Annotated in this window: 14 protein-coding genes and 3 tRNA genes; 8 read left to right on the top strand and 9 right to left on the bottom strand. The window is 53.8% G+C overall.

Annotation, left to right across the window (positions count from 1 at the left end; genetic code table 11):
* Positions 1–287: 287 nt before the first annotated feature.
* The 4 genes from ACJY2G_RS04750 to orn all read right to left on the bottom strand — a co-directional run bounded on the left by ACJY2G_RS04750 (position 288) and on the right by orn (position 1,488).
* Positions 288–363: transfer RNA gene (locus ACJY2G_RS04750), tRNA-Gly, on the bottom strand.
* A gap of 54 nt (positions 364–417) precedes the next feature.
* Positions 418–493: transfer RNA gene (locus tag ACJY2G_RS04745), tRNA-Gly, on the bottom strand.
* 57 nt (positions 494–550) lie between these two features.
* Positions 551–626 (bottom strand) — tRNA-Gly (locus ACJY2G_RS04740).
* Positions 627–942: 316 nt separating this feature from the next.
* The gene (orn, locus tag ACJY2G_RS04735; protein WP_120162429.1) at positions 943–1,488 is read right to left on the bottom strand and encodes an oligoribonuclease; all 546 of its coding nucleotides are present in this window, start codon (positions 1,486–1,488) and stop codon (positions 943–945) included.
* A 126-nt stretch (positions 1,489–1,614) separates the two neighbouring features.
* Here orn and rsgA point away from each other — a divergent pair, with 126 nt between their 5' ends.
* From rsgA to mscM, 3 genes are all read left to right on the top strand, one after another.
* Positions 1,615–2,652: a small ribosomal subunit biogenesis GTPase RsgA gene (gene rsgA, locus ACJY2G_RS04730; RefSeq protein WP_112289774.1), complete on the top strand. Its 1,038-nt coding sequence runs from the start codon at positions 1,615–1,617 to the stop codon at positions 2,650–2,652.
* Between the two features lie 182 nt (positions 2,653–2,834).
* Positions 2,835–3,881: an archaetidylserine decarboxylase gene (asd, locus tag ACJY2G_RS04725; protein WP_430320063.1), complete on the top strand. Its 1,047-nt coding sequence runs from the start codon at positions 2,835–2,837 to the stop codon at positions 3,879–3,881.
* A 47-nt stretch (positions 3,882–3,928) separates the two neighbouring features.
* Positions 3,929–7,297, top strand: a complete 3,369-nt coding sequence (gene mscM, locus ACJY2G_RS04720; protein WP_439291411.1) for a miniconductance mechanosensitive channel MscM — start codon at positions 3,929–3,931, stop codon at positions 7,295–7,297.
* A gap of 84 nt (positions 7,298–7,381) precedes the next feature.
* On the opposite strand, the gene ACJY2G_RS04715 is transcribed toward mscM, so the two are convergent.
* The 3 genes from ACJY2G_RS04715 to epmA all read right to left on the bottom strand — a co-directional run bounded on the left by ACJY2G_RS04715 (position 7,382) and on the right by epmA (position 11,445).
* Positions 7,382–8,740 carry an 8-oxoguanine deaminase gene (locus ACJY2G_RS04715; protein ID WP_430320064.1) on the bottom strand — a complete coding sequence of 453 codons (1,359 nt, stop codon included), beginning with the start codon at positions 8,738–8,740 and terminating at the stop codon, positions 7,382–7,384.
* Between the two features lie 94 nt (positions 8,741–8,834).
* Positions 8,835–10,202, bottom strand: a complete 1,368-nt coding sequence (locus tag ACJY2G_RS04710; protein ID WP_430320065.1) for a uracil-xanthine permease family protein — start codon at positions 10,200–10,202, stop codon at positions 8,835–8,837.
* Between the two features lie 265 nt (positions 10,203–10,467).
* On the bottom strand, positions 10,468–11,445 hold the full coding sequence (gene epmA, locus ACJY2G_RS04705; protein WP_430320066.1) for an elongation factor P--(R)-beta-lysine ligase: 978 nt from the start codon (positions 11,443–11,445) through the stop codon (positions 10,468–10,470).
* A 283-nt stretch (positions 11,446–11,728) separates the two neighbouring features.
* Between epmA and frdA the strand changes: the two genes are divergently transcribed.
* The 5 genes from frdA (at position 11,729) to blc (ending at position 15,694) form a co-directional block, all read left to right on the top strand.
* Positions 11,729–13,528, top strand: coding sequence for a fumarate reductase (quinol) flavoprotein subunit (gene frdA, locus ACJY2G_RS04700; protein WP_430320067.1), 1,800 nt, complete (start codon positions 11,729–11,731; stop codon positions 13,526–13,528).
* Position 13,529: 1 nt separating this feature from the next.
* Positions 13,530–14,255, top strand: coding sequence for a succinate dehydrogenase/fumarate reductase iron-sulfur subunit (locus ACJY2G_RS04695; RefSeq protein ID WP_238484726.1), 726 nt, complete (start codon positions 13,530–13,532; stop codon positions 14,253–14,255).
* An 11-nt stretch (positions 14,256–14,266) separates the two neighbouring features.
* Positions 14,267–14,677, top strand: a complete 411-nt coding sequence (gene frdC / locus ACJY2G_RS04690) for a fumarate reductase subunit FrdC (RefSeq protein WP_430320068.1) — start codon at positions 14,267–14,269, stop codon at positions 14,675–14,677.
* Between the two features lie 9 nt (positions 14,678–14,686).
* Positions 14,687–15,046 carry a fumarate reductase subunit FrdD gene (gene frdD / locus ACJY2G_RS04685; RefSeq protein ID WP_095923716.1) on the top strand — a complete coding sequence of 120 codons (360 nt, stop codon included), beginning with the start codon at positions 14,687–14,689 and terminating at the stop codon, positions 15,044–15,046.
* A 123-nt stretch (positions 15,047–15,169) separates the two neighbouring features.
* Positions 15,170–15,694, top strand: a complete 525-nt coding sequence (gene blc / locus ACJY2G_RS04680) for an outer membrane lipoprotein Blc (RefSeq protein WP_112289761.1) — start codon at positions 15,170–15,172, stop codon at positions 15,692–15,694.
* An 84-nt stretch (positions 15,695–15,778) separates the two neighbouring features.
* On the opposite strand, the gene ACJY2G_RS04675 is transcribed toward blc, so the two are convergent.
* Together ACJY2G_RS04675 and ACJY2G_RS04670 are read right to left on the bottom strand one after the other, a co-directional pair.
* The gene (locus tag ACJY2G_RS04675; RefSeq protein WP_014333643.1) at positions 15,779–15,913 is read right to left on the bottom strand and encodes an entericidin A/B family lipoprotein; all 135 of its coding nucleotides are present in this window, start codon (positions 15,911–15,913) and stop codon (positions 15,779–15,781) included.
* Positions 15,914–16,033: 120 nt separating this feature from the next.
* Entirely contained in the window at positions 16,034–16,162 is a 129-nt protein-coding gene (locus ACJY2G_RS04670; RefSeq protein ID WP_013573743.1) for an entericidin A/B family lipoprotein, read from the bottom strand.
* Positions 16,163–16,174 lie beyond the last annotated feature (12 nt).

Here is a 16,174-nt window from a genome sequence, read left to right as displayed (position 1 = left end):
TGTATAATTTGCTGTGCATAAAAATAAAAATGCTTTGCCAATCAAGTGCAAAAAAAAGAGCAAGTGATCGTCATAACGTTTCGCTATAAATTTATTTTGATATAAATCAGCGTGTTATATTTTGGCAATATGGCGGGCACAAAAAACAGACAGTGCAAAAAAACAACTAAAACTGTGGATAAGTCTGTTTAAAAAAATAATACAAACCGTGTAATGATTGTTTCATTTGCGCACGAAACATGCACCAGAAAGGCATAAAGAAATGATTTTGTACTGAAGAAGAAAATTGGAGCGGGAAACGAGACTCGAACTCGCGACCCCGACCTTGGCAAGGTCGTGCTCTACCAACTGAGCTATTCCCGCATTGAGATGTCTGGCATCTGCTGTACTGTTAAAAATGTACAGACTTTGAAATTTTGGAGCGGGAAACGAGACTCGAACTCGCGACCCCGACCTTGGCAAGGTCGTGCTCTACCAACTGAGCTATTCCCGCGTCGCATGGCACTGCATTTTTTACGTCTTAATCTTTAAATCTAACCACTTAGAAATTTGGAGCGGGAAACGAGACTCGAACTCGCGACCCCGACCTTGGCAAGGTCGTGCTCTACCAACTGAGCTATTCCCGCTCTGCGCACTCAACGAAATTCTTCATCGGTACGGGGTGCGCATTATACGAGAAATCCTTTTAGCCGCAAGCCCCTGAAAGCAAAAAAATGAATTTTTCGCTCAAGTGCCGATTAAAACATCAAAATGATGAATTAATCAGCGAAACACGGTGAATTCGTGTTCCACAGACCTTTTTAAAGATTTTTAAAATATTTCTCCTGAATCATTCCGGTTGCAGGAAGGCGGCAAACTCGTTCATCCCGATGGGCTGACATGGTCAGTGATTCGGGTGAGAGAGTGCAGCCAACGCATCAGCAGCCAGAAGGATGACGGAGATTAAAGATTAATAAAGTGTTCGCGGTAATACGCTAACTCAGCCACGGATTCACGAATATCGTCCAGCGCCTGATGGGTATTCTGCTTCTTAAAGCCGCCCAGCACTTCCGGTTTCCAGCGACGCGCCAGTTCTTTGAGCGTGCTGACGTCCAGATAGCGGTAATGGAAATAGGCTTCCAGCTCCGGCATGTACTTAAACAGGAAGCGTCTGTCCTGCCCGACGCTGTTACCACAAATCGGCGATTTACCCGCCGGAACCCACTCGCGTAGAAACTCGATGGTTTTTTGCTGCGCCGCATTGTCATCAAACGGGCTGGCTTTCACACGTTCCACCAGACCGCTGCCGGTGTGCGTGCGCACATTCCAGTCGTCCATCAGCGCCAGCTGAGCGTCAGACTGATGCACTGCCATCACCGGCCCTTCGGCCAGAATGTTCAGATGCGCGTCGGTCACCAGCGTGGCAATCTCAATAATGCGGTCACGTTCAGGATCCAGACCGGTCATTTCCAGGTCGATCCAAATTAAGTTCGAGTCATTTGCAGCCATGATGTGTCCTGTTACAAAGTAGAGAGTTGACGGAGATCTCCGTCATTCGGGCATTTAATATAAAATAGCTGGTATCATAGTCGTTTTGGTCGCACCGAGCGATTAAAGCCAGTTAAGTGAGGCGCAGTGACTAAGTCAAAACTGTCTAAAGGGCAACAACGTCGCGTTCAGACTAACCATCAGCGTCGTCTGACACAGACCGACAAACGGAAAGAGCTGGACGATTCTCTGCATGGCGAACCGCAGGACGGTGTTGTCATCAGCCGTTTCGGGATGCATGCGGACGTTGAAGCGGCCGACGGCAGCCAGCACCGTTGCAATATCCGCCGTACCATCCGTTCTCTGGTCACCGGTGACCGCGTTGTATGGCGCGCCGGGGAAAACACCAGTGTGAAAGGCATCGTCGAGGCGGTACACGAACGCACATCCGTTCTGACACGCCCTGATTTCTATGATGGCGTAAAACCCATCGCCGCGAACATTAACCAGATTGTGATTGTCTCTGCCATTCTGCCGGAGCTGTCGCTTAATATCATCGACCGTTATCTGGTTGCGTGCGAAACCGTGGAAGTTGAGCCGCTGATTGTGCTCAACAAAATCGATCTGCTTGATGACGAAGGCCGTAAATTCGTTCAGGGCATGATGGATATCTACCGCAATATCAATTATCGCGTACTTGAAGTGTCGAGCCAGACCGGCGAAGGCATGCCAGCGTTTGAAACGGCGCTGACCGATCGCATCAGTATTTTCGCGGGTCAGTCGGGTGTAGGTAAATCAAGCCTGCTGAATGCCCTTCTGCCACCGGATGAAAAACAAATTCTGGTGAACGAAGTGTCTGATAACTCAGGTCTTGGCCAGCACACCACCACTGCAGCGCGTCTGTATCACTTCCAGCATGGCGGCGACGTTATCGATTCCCCGGGCGTGCGTGAATTTGGTTTGTGGCACCTTGCGCCAGAGCAGATCACCCAGGGCTTTGTCGAATTCCGTCCTTTCCTCGGCTACTGCAAATTCCGCGACTGTAAACACGGCAGCGATCCGGGCTGTGCAATCCGTGACGCCGTAGACCGTGGCGAAATTGCCGAAGAACGTTTCGACAACTACCACCGTATTCTGGAAAGTATGGAAGACGTAAAAACGCGTAAAAACTTTGACGCGCTTTAATGCTAATTAATTGAATTAACATGTTAATGGCAAACGGGTGAAGTTAACGGAAGTTGAACCGTTGATTTCACCCCGTTACAATCCTCCGCCATACAACACTGCGTGACTCTGAACAGGATTCAGAGTTTCCTGCAAAATGGCCGGTAACACCGGTCATTCATACCATCCAAGAGGTTTTCCCCGTGCTGGACAGTATCAAAATCAAACTTCAATACTTACTTCCTAAACAAGGACTGACCCGTCTTGCAGGCTGGGGCGCAGATAAACGTGCCGCCACGCTGACCCATTGGGTGATTAAAGCCTTTGCGCGTTTTTATAACGTCGACATGAAAGAAGCACAAAATCCGGATCTGAAATCTTACGCGACATTCAACGAATTCTTCGTCCGCCCGCTGCGCGATGGCGCACGGCCGGTGGTCAGCGGTCTGGATATGCTTTGCCTGCCAGCCGACGGTGCAGTCAGTCAGTTAGGCGCAATTACCGATGGCAAACTGTTCCAGGCCAAAGGCCATTTTTACAGTTTAGAAGCGCTGCTGGCGGGTAACTATCTGCTGGCAGAGCAGTTCAGAGACGGTCAGTTCGCGACTATCTATCTGGCACCGCGCGATTATCACCGCGTGCATATGCCGTGCGACGGCGTGCTGCGCGAAATGATTTATGTGCCGGGCGATTTGTTCTCCGTGAATCCGCTGACTGCCGCCAACGTGCCGAATCTGTTCGCCCGTAACGAGCGCGTCATCTGCGTCTTTGATACTGAATTCGGTCCGATGGTGCAGATTCTGGTTGGCGCGACGATTGTCGGCAGTATTGAAACCGTCTGGGCTGGCTGTGTCACACCGCCGCGCGAAGGCATTATCAAGCGCTGGACCTATCCGGCTGCAGGCGAAGAAGGCGCAATCGCACTGGAAAAAGGTCAGGAAATGGGCCGCTTCAAACTGGGTTCCACCGTGATCAACCTGTTTGCAGCAAATCAGACCCGTTTCATGCCAAATTTGAAAAATGGCACCGTGACCCGCATGGGCGAACCGTTCGCCGAAGCTCTGCGTACACCAGCAACTGCAACGGCGGAACCGGTTGTAGCAGAACCGATCGTCGCGGAGCCAGTCGTTGCAGAAACTGTAGTTACAAAACCTGTAGTTGCTGAGCCTGTAGTTACCGAAGTCCCTGTCAAAACAGAAACACCAGCAGGTGTGGCAACGGCTGAACCACAAGCGCCTAAAGACTACTGAGTTCAGACTGAACTGACATAAAGAACTGAAGAAAAGGATGTGACCGAGTGCGCCTGATCCCCGCCTTGCTGATGAGTTTACTGCTGTCCCTGCCATTGATGGCGGGTGCAGCGCCGACTGAAGATCAGCTCAAACAGGAACTGAAACAGGCGGAAGCCAACAAAGAAATGGCCAATCAGACACAGGTGGTTGAGGCGCTGCAAAGCGCGCTCAACTGGCTGAATGAAGCCAGTGTTTCAGCCGGTCGCACCGAGCAATACCAGAAGGTCATTGATGACTTCCCAAAACTGACGCAGGCACTGCGTCAGGAATTACAAAATCAGCCGGATAAACCGCCAGCGGTTGATGGCAGCATTCCTACTGCTCAGCTCGAGCAGCAAATTCTGCAAGTCAGCAGCCAGCAGCTGGAAGAAACCCGCCAGTTACGTCAGGAGCAGGATCGCTCACGGGACATCAGCGATTCACTGAGTCTGATCCCGCAACAGCAATCTGAGGCCCGCAATGCGCTTGGTGACATTGAGCAGCGGATGCAGGCGGCAACGGCGGCAGCCACATCGTCCCCGCTGGCGCAGGCGCAGCTGAGTGCATTGCAGGCGGAATCTGCCGCGCGCAAAGCCAAAGTCGATGAACTGGAGCTGGCTCAGCTTTCTGCCAATAACCGGCAGGAATTGTCGAGAATGCGCACCGATCTCTACAAAAAGCGCGCCGATTATCTGGATCAGCAATTACAGGCTTTACACAATACGCTGAATAATCAGCGCCAGCGTGAAGCCGAACAGGCGCTGGAAAAAACCGAGTTGCTGGCCGAGCAAAGTGGCGAACTGCCGCATTCTATCAGTCAGCAATTGCAGTCCAACCGTGAGTTGTCGCTGGCACTGAATCAGCAGGCGCAGCGGATGGATCTGATATCTTCCCAGCAACGTCAGGCTGCCGCTCAGACACAGCAGGTGCGTCAGGCGATCAATACCATTCGCGAACAGGCGCAATGGCTCGGTGCATCCAATCTTCTGGGGGAAACGCTGCGGGCGCAGGTCTCCCGTCTGCCGGAAATGCCAAAACCGCAACAGCTTGACCGCGACATGGGCCAGCTACGCGTTCAGCGTCTGCACTATGAAGATTTACTCGATAAGCAGCCGATTTATCGTCAGGCACGGCAGGACGACGGCAAGCCGCTGACCGCCGCGCAGCAGAAAATCCTTGATGCCCAGTTGCGGACTCAGCGTGATTTGCTCAATTCCCTGCTTTCAGGCTGCGATACCCAAATTCTTGAACTGACCAAGCTGAAAGTGGCCAACAGTCAGCTGGTCGAAGCGCTGAATGATGTACATGAGGCCGCCCACCGCTATCTGTTCTGGGTGGCGGACGTCAGCGCCATCGGGATTTCTTATCCGGTGCAGGTGGCGCATGACCTGAAACGTCTGGTGTCACTGGATTCACTGACCCAGCTCGGCGGCGCTTTCATGATGATGGTCACCAGCAAAGAAACGCTGTTGCCGCTGTTTGGTGCGCTGATCCTGGTGATTATCAGCATCAGCTCCCGCAAGCATTACTATGCATTCCTTGAACGTGCCAGCAGCCGGGTCGGTAAAGTTACGCAGGATCAGTTCTCGCTGACGATGCGCACCGTATTCTGGTCAATTCTGGTGGCGATGCCGCTGCCGGTCTTGTGGGCCGCGCTGGGCTTCGGGCTGCAAAGTGCCTGGCCGTATCCTATTGCGGTGGCGATTGGTGATGGCGTGACCGCTACGCTGCCGATTCTGTGGGCGTTTATGGTCAGCGCAGCACTGGCACATCCTCAGGGGCTGTTTGTCGCGCACTTCGGCTGGCCGCAGCGTGCCGTTTCACGCGCACTGCGCTATTACGCGCTGTCGATCTGGGTCATGGTGCCGCTGATTATGGCGCTGATTACTTTCGATAATCTCAATGACCGCGAATTCTCCAATACGCTCGGGCGGTTGTGCTTTGTCATTCTGTGTCTGGTGGTTGCGCTGGTCACTCACAGCCTGAAACGAGCCGGTATTCCGCTATATCACGATAAAAAGGGCAACAGCGAAAACGTCATCAACAAAACGCTGTGGTGGATGCTGCTGGGCGCGCCAATTGTGGCGGCGCTGGCCTCACTGCTGGGTTATCTGGCGACGTCGCAGGCATTACTGGCGCGTCTGGAAACCTCGGTGGCCATCTGGTTCGTGCTGCTGGTGATTTATCACATTATCCGCCGCTGGATGCTGATCCAGCGACGTCGTATTGCTTTCGAGCGCGCCAAACAGCGCCGTGCGGAAATGCTGAATCAGCGCGCCCGTGGTGAAGAGGATGCGAATCACGTCAACACCAGCAACGAAGGTACGGTAGAAGTGGAAGAGCCGGTGGTCGATCTGGATGCGATCTCCGCGCAATCATTACGCCTCGTTCGTTCGCTGCTGACGCTGATCGCGCTGATCTCAGTGATCTTCCTGTGGTCTGAGATCCATTCAGCCTTCTCGTTCCTGGAAAATATCCATCTGTGGCAGGTTGCCTCTACCGTGCAGGGCGTGGAAAGTATGCAGCCGATCACCCTGGGATCGGTACTGATCGCCATTCTGGTGCTGATTATCACCACGCAGCTGGTGCGTAATTTGCCTGCACTGCTTGAACTGGCCTTGCTGCAACATCTGGATCTGACGCCGGGTACCGGTTACGCCGTGCTGACCGTCACCAAATACGTGTTGTTGCTGATTGGTGGCCTGACCGGCTTCTCGCTGATCGGCATCGAATGGGCAAAACTGCAATGGCTGGTCGCCGCACTGGGTGTCGGTCTGGGCTTTGGTTTGCAGGAGATTTTCGCCAACTTCATTTCGGGCCTGATTATCTTGTTTGAAAAACCAATCCGTATCGGCGATACCGTGACGATCCGTAATCTGACCGGCAGCATCACCAAGATCAACACCCGCGCCACCACGATCGCTGACTGGGACCGCAAAGAGATTATCGTGCCGAACAAGGCCTTTATTACCGAGCAGTTCATCAACTGGTCGCTGTCGGATTCCGTCACCCGTGTGGTACTCACCGTTCCTGCGCCGTCAGAAGCCAATTCGGAAGAAGTGACGGAAATCCTGCTGAATGCGGCGCACCGCTGCTCGCTGGTGCTGGATATGCCAGCGCCGGAAGCCTATCTGGTTGATTTACAGCAAGGTATTCAGATTTTCGAGCTGCGTATGCACGCCGCTGAAATGGCGCACCGTATGCCGCTTCGTCATGAAATCCATCAGCTGATCCTGGCCGGATTCCGCGAACACGGTATCACACTGCCGTTCCCGCCATTCCAGGTGCGTATGGAAACACTGCATCGTGCGCAAAATGGCAATAACGCGACCTTTACCAGCAGCAGCGGCAGTGGCCGCAGCGGAAACAGTTCGCGTTCGCCGGGCGATTTATAGCAGTCGATTTATAGCAGTAACAAGTACAGCAGTAACAAGTACAGCAAAAGGGCAGATTCCTCTGCCCTTTTTAATACCCGCAGTTTAGAGACCGACGATCAGCGCCGCCGCCGCTTTGCGATGGTGAGTTATCAGCGATCGGATATCCATGCCGACAATTTCACCGTCAATGACCCGCCATTTTCCGCCGACCATCACGCGATCGGCTTTTTCCGCGCCACACAGTAATAGCGCGGCAACCGGATCATGGCTGCCGCTGAAACGTAATTCATCGAGTTTAAACAGCGCCAGATCGGCCTGTTTGCCCACGGCAATCTGCCCGATATCATCGCGACCGATAAGCTTCGCCGAACCGCGCGTCGCCCAACCCAGCACTCTTTCCGGCGTGACGTATTCCGCACCGTATTTCAAACGTTGCAGATACAACGCCTGCCGCGCTTCATACATCAGATTTGAGGCATCGTTCGACGCAGAGCCGTCAACGCCCAGACCAATCGGCACGCCTGCCGCTTCCAGATCACGTGTCGGACACATGCCGGACGCCAGCCGCATATTCGACACAGGGCAATGACAGATACCGGTGCCCGCCGCACCCAGACGGCGGATCTCATCGTCGTTAAAATGAATACCGTGCGCCAGCCACGTGCGGTCGCTCAGCCAGCCGACGCTTTCCAGATAATCGACTGTACGCAGGCCAAACATTTTCAGGCAAAACTGTTCTTCGTCCAGCGTTTCCGCCAGATGCGTATGCAGCCGGACATCTTCGTGCTGGGCCAGCCTTGCACTCTCGCGCATAATCTCGGTCGTGACCGAAAACGGCGAGCACGGCGCCAGCGCAATCTGCATCCATGCGCCCTCGCCGCGCTGGTGATAGCGGTCAATAAGACGCTGGCTGTCCTGCAAAATCACCTCGCCCGACTGCACCGTCTGTTCCGGCGGCAGACCGCCCTGTTCTTCGCCAAGACTCATCGAGCCACGGGTCAGCAACGCACGCATGCCCAGTTCACGAACGACCTCGACCTGCACATCAATGGCTTCTTCCATACCCTGCGGGAAAAGATAATGGTGGTCGGTGGTGGTGGTGCAGCCGGAAAGCAGCAGCTCAGCCATCGCGACGCGGCTTGCCAGCCCCAGCGCCTCCGGACCTAAACGAGCCCACACGGGATAAAGCTTTTTCAGCCACGGGAATAACGGCACGTTGACCACAGGCGCCCAGGCGCGTGTCAGTGTCTGATAGAAATGGTGATGTGTATTGATGAGGCCCGGCAGCAGTACAGATTCTGAGGCATCAAAGATGTGATCGACCGGGTGTGAGGGATGCTGACCAGAGGCCAGCACTTCGGCAATTTTCTGCCCCTCAATGACGATGCCGCCACGGGCATCGAGTTCATTGGCGGTAAAAACCGCCAGCGGATTTTTGATCCACGTGCGTTGTTCTGACATATCTGACTTCCTTTTTAAGGTCACAATAAATTCAAAAAGTGAGTCAGCTCAGTTATGCCCTGTCTGCTGATCCAGGGGCGCAACGCGCGGGATTTCAGTGAACCTTAACTTCCTGTGCCGCAACACTTGTGCTGCGTTCTGCCGGCATCAGTAAGTTGAGCAGGATAGCGAGAACGCCACCACTGGTCACCGCATGGCCGAAAATATTACCGACGATTGGCGGGAACTGGCCAAGGACATCCGGCACCGCTTCAATGCCCAGACCGATGCCAAAGGCGATAGCGATAATCAACATTTCGCGACGCCCGATCGGCGACTGCGTCATGATGCGGATCCCCGCCGCAACCACACTGCCGAACATCACCAGTGTCGCACCGCCCAGCACTGGCGCAGGAATTTGCTGCAGGATTTCACCGATGAACGGGAACAATCCGAGCACTAATAATACCGCGCCGATATACATACCGACATAACGGCTGGCGACGCCGGTCATCTGGATCACGCCGTTATTCTGTGCAAAGGTCGTGTTAGGAAATGACGAGAAGGCCGCCGCGATTAGACAGCTGATGCCATCGGCCAGAATGCCGCCTTTAAGACGCTTACGGAAGCTTTCCCCTTCAATCGGCTGCTGTGACAGCATGCAGTTAGCCGTCAGATCCCCCACCGCTTCAAGAATGCTGATAAACGACACCAGCGCGATGGGTACGAAAATAATCCAGTCAAACTTAAAACCAAAACGGAACAGTTGCGGCAATGCAAACCAGTCACCCTGCAAAGGTTTCACCGTCAGATGGCCGGTCAGCGCAGCGGCGATACAGCCGACAACAATGCCCAAAACGATTGATGACAGGCGCAGCCAGCGCACCTCGATACGGTTACAGGCGACAATCACCAGCAGCGTCAGCGCCCCCAGCCCGAGATTAGCCGGTGCGCCAAAATTCACCGCGCCATGCCCACCTGCCCAGTCGGTAATGCTGACTTTAATCAGGCTGATACCGATAAGCGCAATGACGGTGCCGCTCACCAGCGGCGTAAACACGCGGCGCATCTGGCCGATGAACCGGCTGACCAGCAGCGGGATAAATGCCGCCACAAAGTTCACCCCAAAAATCATCGCCATGATGTCTTCCGGCGAACCACCGCGGCTTTTTACCAGCATACCGCCGGAGAGGATCACCCCCAGAAACGCAAAGCTGGTGCCCTGCAGACAAATCATCCCCGCGCCGACTGACATAAAGCGGCGCGCCTGAATAAATGTCCCGATGCCGGACGCCAGCAAAGACATGCTGATGAGATAGGGTAAATACGCATTCAGCCCCAGCACTGAACCGATAATCAGCGGCGGCGTGATAATCCCCACCACGCTTGCCAGCACGTGCTGGATGGCGGTAAAAAATGCCGGTGCCGGTGCAATGCGTTCTTCCAGTCCATAAAGAAGTTCTTTGTCGTTGGATTCTGACATAACGGGTTTTCCGGATGATGAATGATAATCCGGTAATGCATAAATCAGGCCAGCCGGAGGAAAATTTCCGTTAAAGCATGAGGAATGCCCTGTTTACGGGGTGTGGCGCACTGCGCCTGACACTGAAACTTTAAAATCAGTGTTGCGCCATTTGGGTACTTTTGTTTCAGTAAATGCGCGATTTTGGATTAATTGCACAATGATGGGGCGTAACAGGAAGAGTTTGGGAAGGAAGCCCCGACCTGAGATCAGGGCTTAATCACTATCAGGCGCGAGTCACCGGGAAGGCCAGCACGTCGCTCAGGCTGGAAGCGCCCAGCGCAATCATAATCAGGCGGTCAACGCCCAACGCCACACCGGAACATTCCGGCATACCGTGCTCTAACGCATCCAGCAGATTGTTATCGACAGGATGCTGCGGCAGGCCGCGCGCCGCACGTTTGCGGTTATCCTGCTCGAAACGCTGACGCTGCTCACGGCTGTCCGTCAGTTCACGGAAACCATTCGCCAGCTCAATGCCTTTGTAATACACCTCGAAACGCTCCGCGACGCGGTGATCTTCCGTACTGATTTCCGCCAGAGAGGCCTGAGTCGCCGGGAAGTGATAAACGAAGGTTGGTTTGTCGCGCCCGATGTGCGGTTCAACACCCATCGTAAACAGCAACTGCAACAGCGTATCGCGATCTTCTTCAGTATCGGCGATGTTGGATAAATCCAGTTTTGCCGCTGCTTCACGCAATTCCGCTTTATCGGCGGATAACGGATCAACATTCAGGTGGCGGGTAAACGCCTGCTGATAAGACAGGGTTTCAGCGGTATCGCAATCGAGAACCTGCTGGAGTAAATCATCCACTTCATTCATCAGTCGGTACATGTCATAACGCGGACGGTACCATTCGAGCATGGTGAATTCGGGATTGTGGTGACGTCCGGCTTCTTCGTTACGGAAACTGCGCCCCATCTGATAAATCGGCCCGCTGCCCGCAGCCAGCAAGCGTTTCATGTGGTATTCCGGGCTGGTCATCAGATACAGCGTCATGCCATCAGCCGCACCCGGCCCGACAAAACGTGTCTCGAACGGCACCAGATGAATGTCGGTCACCGTAGCCTGGCTCATCGCCGGCGTTTCAACTTCCAGCACGCCGCGATCGGCAAAGAAACGTCGAATCTCAGCGAGGATAGCCGCACGCTTCAACAAATTGGCGACAGAAGCACTGGGTTGCCAGCTTGCTGTTTCGCTCATGGTGATTTACTCCGAATTCAGAAAAGTCATGCAGTCTACCTGCATCCCCGCAGGCAAACAAATATCTCATTTTGAGATGCATAAAGCACAGAAAGCCTAAATGCGCGTTCACATCAAATTACCACTTCTACCCCTTTGGTATCATAATTCCCTTACAAACAATAAGAATACCAGCCACCGGGACAGCGCCTGTGTGTCATCGGGGTTCACTAACTCTTCGATTATGAAGAGCTTTTCGCGGGTGTTTCAAACCCGATCTCATTGATGATAGTGGAGGAATGCAGTGCAAACCTTTAACGCCGACATTGCAATTATAGGTGCAGGTGGGGCGGGTTTACGCGCAGCAATAGCCGCAGCGGAAGCCAATCCCAACCTGAATATCGCGTTGATTTCGAAAGTGTACCCTATGCGCAGCCACACCGTGGCGGCCGAAGGCGGTTCTGCCGCTGTGACGCAAGATCACGACAGCTTCGATTTTCACTTCCAGGATACCGTTTCCGGAGGCGACTGGCTGTGTGAGCAGGACGTGGTGGATCACTTCGTTCATCAATGCCCGACTGAAATGGCCCAGCTGGAACTGTGGGGGTGCCCGTGGAGCCGTAAGGATGATGGTTCAGTCAATGTCCGCCGCTTCGGCGGAATGAAGATCGAACGTACGTGGTTTGCGGCGGATAAAACCGGCTTCCACATGCTGCACACCCTGTTCCAGACCTCGCTGAAATACCCGCAAATCAAACGCTTCGACGAACATTTTGTCCTCGATATTCTGGTCGATGAAGGCCAGGTACGCGGCGTCGTCGCCATCAATATGATGGAAGGCACACGCGTACAAATCCGTGCCAACGCGGTGGTCATGGCCACCGGCGGCGCTGGCCGCGTTTACCGCTACAACACCAACGGCGGTATCGTCACCGGCGACGGCATGGGTATGGCGTTCCGCCACGGCATTCCGCTGCGCGACATGGAATTCGTGCAATATCACCCGACCGGCCTGCCGGGTTCCGGCATTCTGATGACGGAAGGCTGTCGTGGTGAAGGCGGTATTCTGGTCAATAAAGACGGTTACCGTTATCTGCAAGATTACGGCATGGGACCGGAAACCCCGCTCGGCGAGCCGAAAAACAAATACATGGAACTGGGGCCGCGCGACAAAGTGTCTCAGGCGTTCTGGCATGAATGGCGCGCCGGACGCACCATCGAAACGCCGCGTGGCGACGTGGTGTATCTGGATTTACGTCATCTCGGCGAGAAAAAACTGCGCGAACGTCTGCCATTTATCTGCGAGCTGGCTAAAGCCTACGTCGGCGTCGATCCGATCACCGATCCGATCCCGGTTCGCCCTACCGCGCACTACACCATGGGCGGCATCGAAACGGATGCGCAGTGTGAAACCCGTATCAAAGGCCTGTTTGCGGTCGGCGAATGTTCTTCCGTCGGTCTGCACGGCGCCAACCGACTCGGTTCCAACTCACTGGCAGAGCTGGTGGTGTTCGGGCGTATGGCCGGTGAAAAAGCGGCAGAGCGTGCCGTGGAAGCCAAAGATACCGGGAACAGCGCCGCGCTCGACGCGCAGGTGTGTGATATCGAAAACCGTCTTGCCGCTCTGATGGCGCAGGAGGGCGATGAAAGCTGGGCAGCCATCCGCGACGAAATGGGTCTGGCGATGGAAGAAGGCTGCGGGATTTACCGCACCACTGAGCTGATGCAAAAAACCGTCGATAAGCTGGCCGAACTGAAAGAACGCTTCAAACGGGTGAAAATTCAGGATACCTCCAGCGTCTTTAATACTGATCTGCTGTACACCATCGAGCTGGGTCATGGCCTTGAAGTGGCTGAATGTATGGCGCACTCAGCCCTGCACCGTCGCGAATCACGCGGCGCGCATCAGCGTCTTGATGAAGGTTGTACCGAACGCGATGACGTGAATTTCCTCAAGCATACCCTGGCATTTTATCAGCCGGATTCCGCCCCGCGTCTGGAATACGGTGACGTGAAAATTACCACGCTGCCTCCGGCAAAACGTGTGTACGGCGGGGAATCTGAGACTCACGATAAAAAAGATAAGGAGCAATCACGTGGCTAAAATGCGCAGCCTGAAGGTTGAAATCATGCGCTATAACCCGGAAACGGACAGCGCGCCGCATCCGGTGGTATATGACGTGCCTTTCGATGAAACAACGTCTCTGCTCGATGCTCTGGGCTACATCAAGGACCATCTGGCCGCTGACCTTTCCTACCGCTGGTCATGTCGTATGGCGATTTGCGGCTCGTGCGGCATGATGGTGAACCGTGTGCCAAAGCTGGCGTGCAAAACGTTCCTGCGGGAATACCCGGACGGTATGCAGGTCGAGGCACTCGGTAACTTCCCGGTAGAACGTGATCTGGTGGTCGATATGACCCACTTTATCGAAAGCCTGGAAGCCATCAAACCTTATATCATCGGCAACACCCGCACGGTCGGGGAAGGCCCGGGTAAACAAACCCCGGCGCAAATGGAGAAATATCACCAGTTCTCCGGCTGCATCAACTGTGGTTTATGTTACGCCGCCTGCCCGCAATTCGGTCTAAATCCGGAGTTCATTGGCCCGGCTGCTATCACTCTGGCGCACCGCTACAACCTCGATAACCGTGACCACGGCAAAGCACAACGTATGCCGCAGTTAAACGGTCAGAACGGTGTCTGGAGCTGTACGTTTGTGGGTTATTGCTCCGAAGTCTGTCCGAAGCACGTAGACCCTGCCGCCGCCATTCAGCAAGGCAAAGTCGAAAGCTCAAAAGACTTCATGATAGCGAGGCTGAGACCGCAATGAGGGAGGAAAATATGACGACTCAAAGTACGGGCAGCAAACGTAAACCCTACGTGCGTGAGATGAAAGCCAGCTGGTGGAAAAGCTTACCGTTCTACCGTTTTTATATGCTGCGCGAAGGCACGGCGGTTCCGGCTGTGTGGTTTAGCCTTTTGCTGCTGGCAGGGGTTTTCTCGTTACGTAACGGGCCGGAAAGCTGGGCGGGTTTTATGCATTTTCTGCAAAATCCGGTGGTCATGCTGATTAATCTGATCGCCCTGCTTGCCGCTTTGTTGCATACCAAAACCTGGTTTGAACTGGCACCGAAAGCCTCGATCGTAGTGGTGAAAGGTAAAAAAATGGGGCCGGAGCCGGTGATTGCGGGTTTCTGGGGCGTGACCATTGTCGTGACGCTGGTTGTTCTCGTCATCGCACTGTTTCTTTAAGGAGGCGACATGAAAAATACTCTTCCTAAACGTTCAGACGAGCCGGTGTTCTGGGGATTGTTTGGTGCAGGCGGTATGTGGAGCGCAATTTTCGCGCCAGTGATGATTCTGCTGGTGTGCTTCCTGCTGCCCCTGGGTTTCTTCCCCGGCGACGCCCTGAGTTATCCGCGCGTGCTGGCGTTCGCGCAAAGCTGGATCGGACGCCTGTTCCTGCTGCTGATGATCGTGCTGCCGCTTTGGTGCGGACTGCACCGGATCCATCACGCTATGCATGACCTGAAGATCCACGTTCCGGCCGGAAAATGGGTATTCTACGGTCTGGCAACGATCTTAAGTATTGTTACTCTTATCGTACTGATCCGTCTGTGATCGCTTAAGATCTGACTTTCCAGCGGCCGGCTCTCTGGCCGCTGTTTTCATTTCTTCCCCACTTGTTTTTCCTTTTCCTTTTTGTTACCTACACTTAGAGAACAACCTAAGGAAGGAGACTCTATGCGTATCTGGTCAAAACTCGGCGTCATCGTCACAGCTCTCATGTCTGTGGCCTGCAGCGTCACACCACCAAAAGACGTCAACGTCGTTAATAACTTCGAACTCAGCCGCTATCTTGGCACCTGGTATGAAGTCGCCAGACTGGATCATAGTTTTGAAAGCGGTCTGGAACGCGTCACGGCCAATTACAGCCTGCGCGACGACGGCGGTGTGAAAGTCATTAACCGCGGGTTTAATCCGCAGAAAAACAAATGGCAGGAAAGTGAGGGCAAAGGATACTTCACGGGTTCTGCGGATAGGGCGGCGCTTAAGGTGTCATTCTTTGGCCCGTTCTATGGCGGCTATAACGTCATTGAGCTGGATAAAGATTACCGCTACGCGCTGGTCTGCGGGCCGGATAAAAGCTATTTGTGGATCCTGTCGCGCACACCGACGCTGGATGACAGCGTGAAGCAGAAGCTTCTGCAAACTGCGCAGCGATACGGATTTGATACCAGCAAACTGGTATGGGTGAAACAGCCTTAATTTACCTCATTTCCGGACGCCAGAAACAACACTGCCTGCATCAATGTGCAGGCAGACTTCAGCTTACTTCAGGTGATTCACCCGCTATTGCGCGCTTTTCTGGATTGCTTGCCCACCCGCAGACACATCTTCACCCACGCCACGCGTGGTATTGCAGGCAGTCAACGCAGAAGACAGAACAAGAACAGATAAGATAGCGAGGATACTTTTCTTCAGCATATAAATTTCCTTCCTATAAGAGAATGTAAAGTACGACACTTTTAGTGTAGCTAACTTTCTGGATAGAGAAGGAAACAGGCAGGATTTTTAGGAAAGTTGGTAAAAATGAGGCTGAAGGGATCAGCCTGCTTTGGAAATCGCGCCACCCAGGTGCTGGATGTCTTCACCGAAACCATGAACCGTGTTGCAACCGGATAACGAAGCCAGCAACATCACTGAAACTACGATAAACATCATCTTCTTCAACATGGTAAACACAAT

Origin of the sequence: Rahnella sp. ATs2, assembly GCF_051851855.1 — a bacterium.
GTDB lineage: Bacteria > Pseudomonadota > Gammaproteobacteria > Enterobacterales > Enterobacteriaceae > Rahnella > Rahnella variigena.
This window is presented reverse-complemented; position numbering and strand designations above follow the sequence as displayed.

Bases quoted from the DNA above. Each gene is read 5' to 3' on its own strand.
- frdD (WP_095923716.1), top strand. From the start codon at position 14,687: ATGAAAAATACTCTTCCTAAACGTTCAGACGAGCCGGTGTTCTGGGGA.
- orn (WP_120162429.1), bottom strand. From the start codon at position 1,488: ATGGCTGCAAATGACTCGAACTTAATTTGGATCGACCTGGAAATGACC.
- ACJY2G_RS04715 (WP_430320064.1), bottom strand. From the start codon at position 8,740: ATGTCAGAACAACGCACGTGGATCAAAAATCCGCTGGCGGTTTTTACC.
- epmA (WP_430320066.1), bottom strand. From the start codon at position 11,445: ATGAGCGAAACAGCAAGCTGGCAACCCAGTGCTTCTGTCGCCAATTTG.
- blc (WP_112289761.1), top strand. From the start codon at position 15,170: ATGCGTATCTGGTCAAAACTCGGCGTCATCGTCACAGCTCTCATGTCT.
- ACJY2G_RS04695 (WP_238484726.1), top strand. From the start codon at position 13,530: ATGCGCAGCCTGAAGGTTGAAATCATGCGCTATAACCCGGAAACGGAC.
- ACJY2G_RS04670 (WP_013573743.1), bottom strand. From the start codon at position 16,162: ATGTTGAAGAAGATGATGTTTATCGTAGTTTCAGTGATGTTGCTGGCT.
- ACJY2G_RS04710 (WP_430320065.1), bottom strand. From the start codon at position 10,202: ATGTCAGAATCCAACGACAAAGAACTTCTTTATGGACTGGAAGAACGC.
- ACJY2G_RS04675 (WP_014333643.1), bottom strand. From the start codon at position 15,913: ATGCTGAAGAAAAGTATCCTCGCTATCTTATCTGTTCTTGTTCTGTCT.
- frdC (WP_430320068.1), top strand. From the start codon at position 14,267: ATGACGACTCAAAGTACGGGCAGCAAACGTAAACCCTACGTGCGTGAG.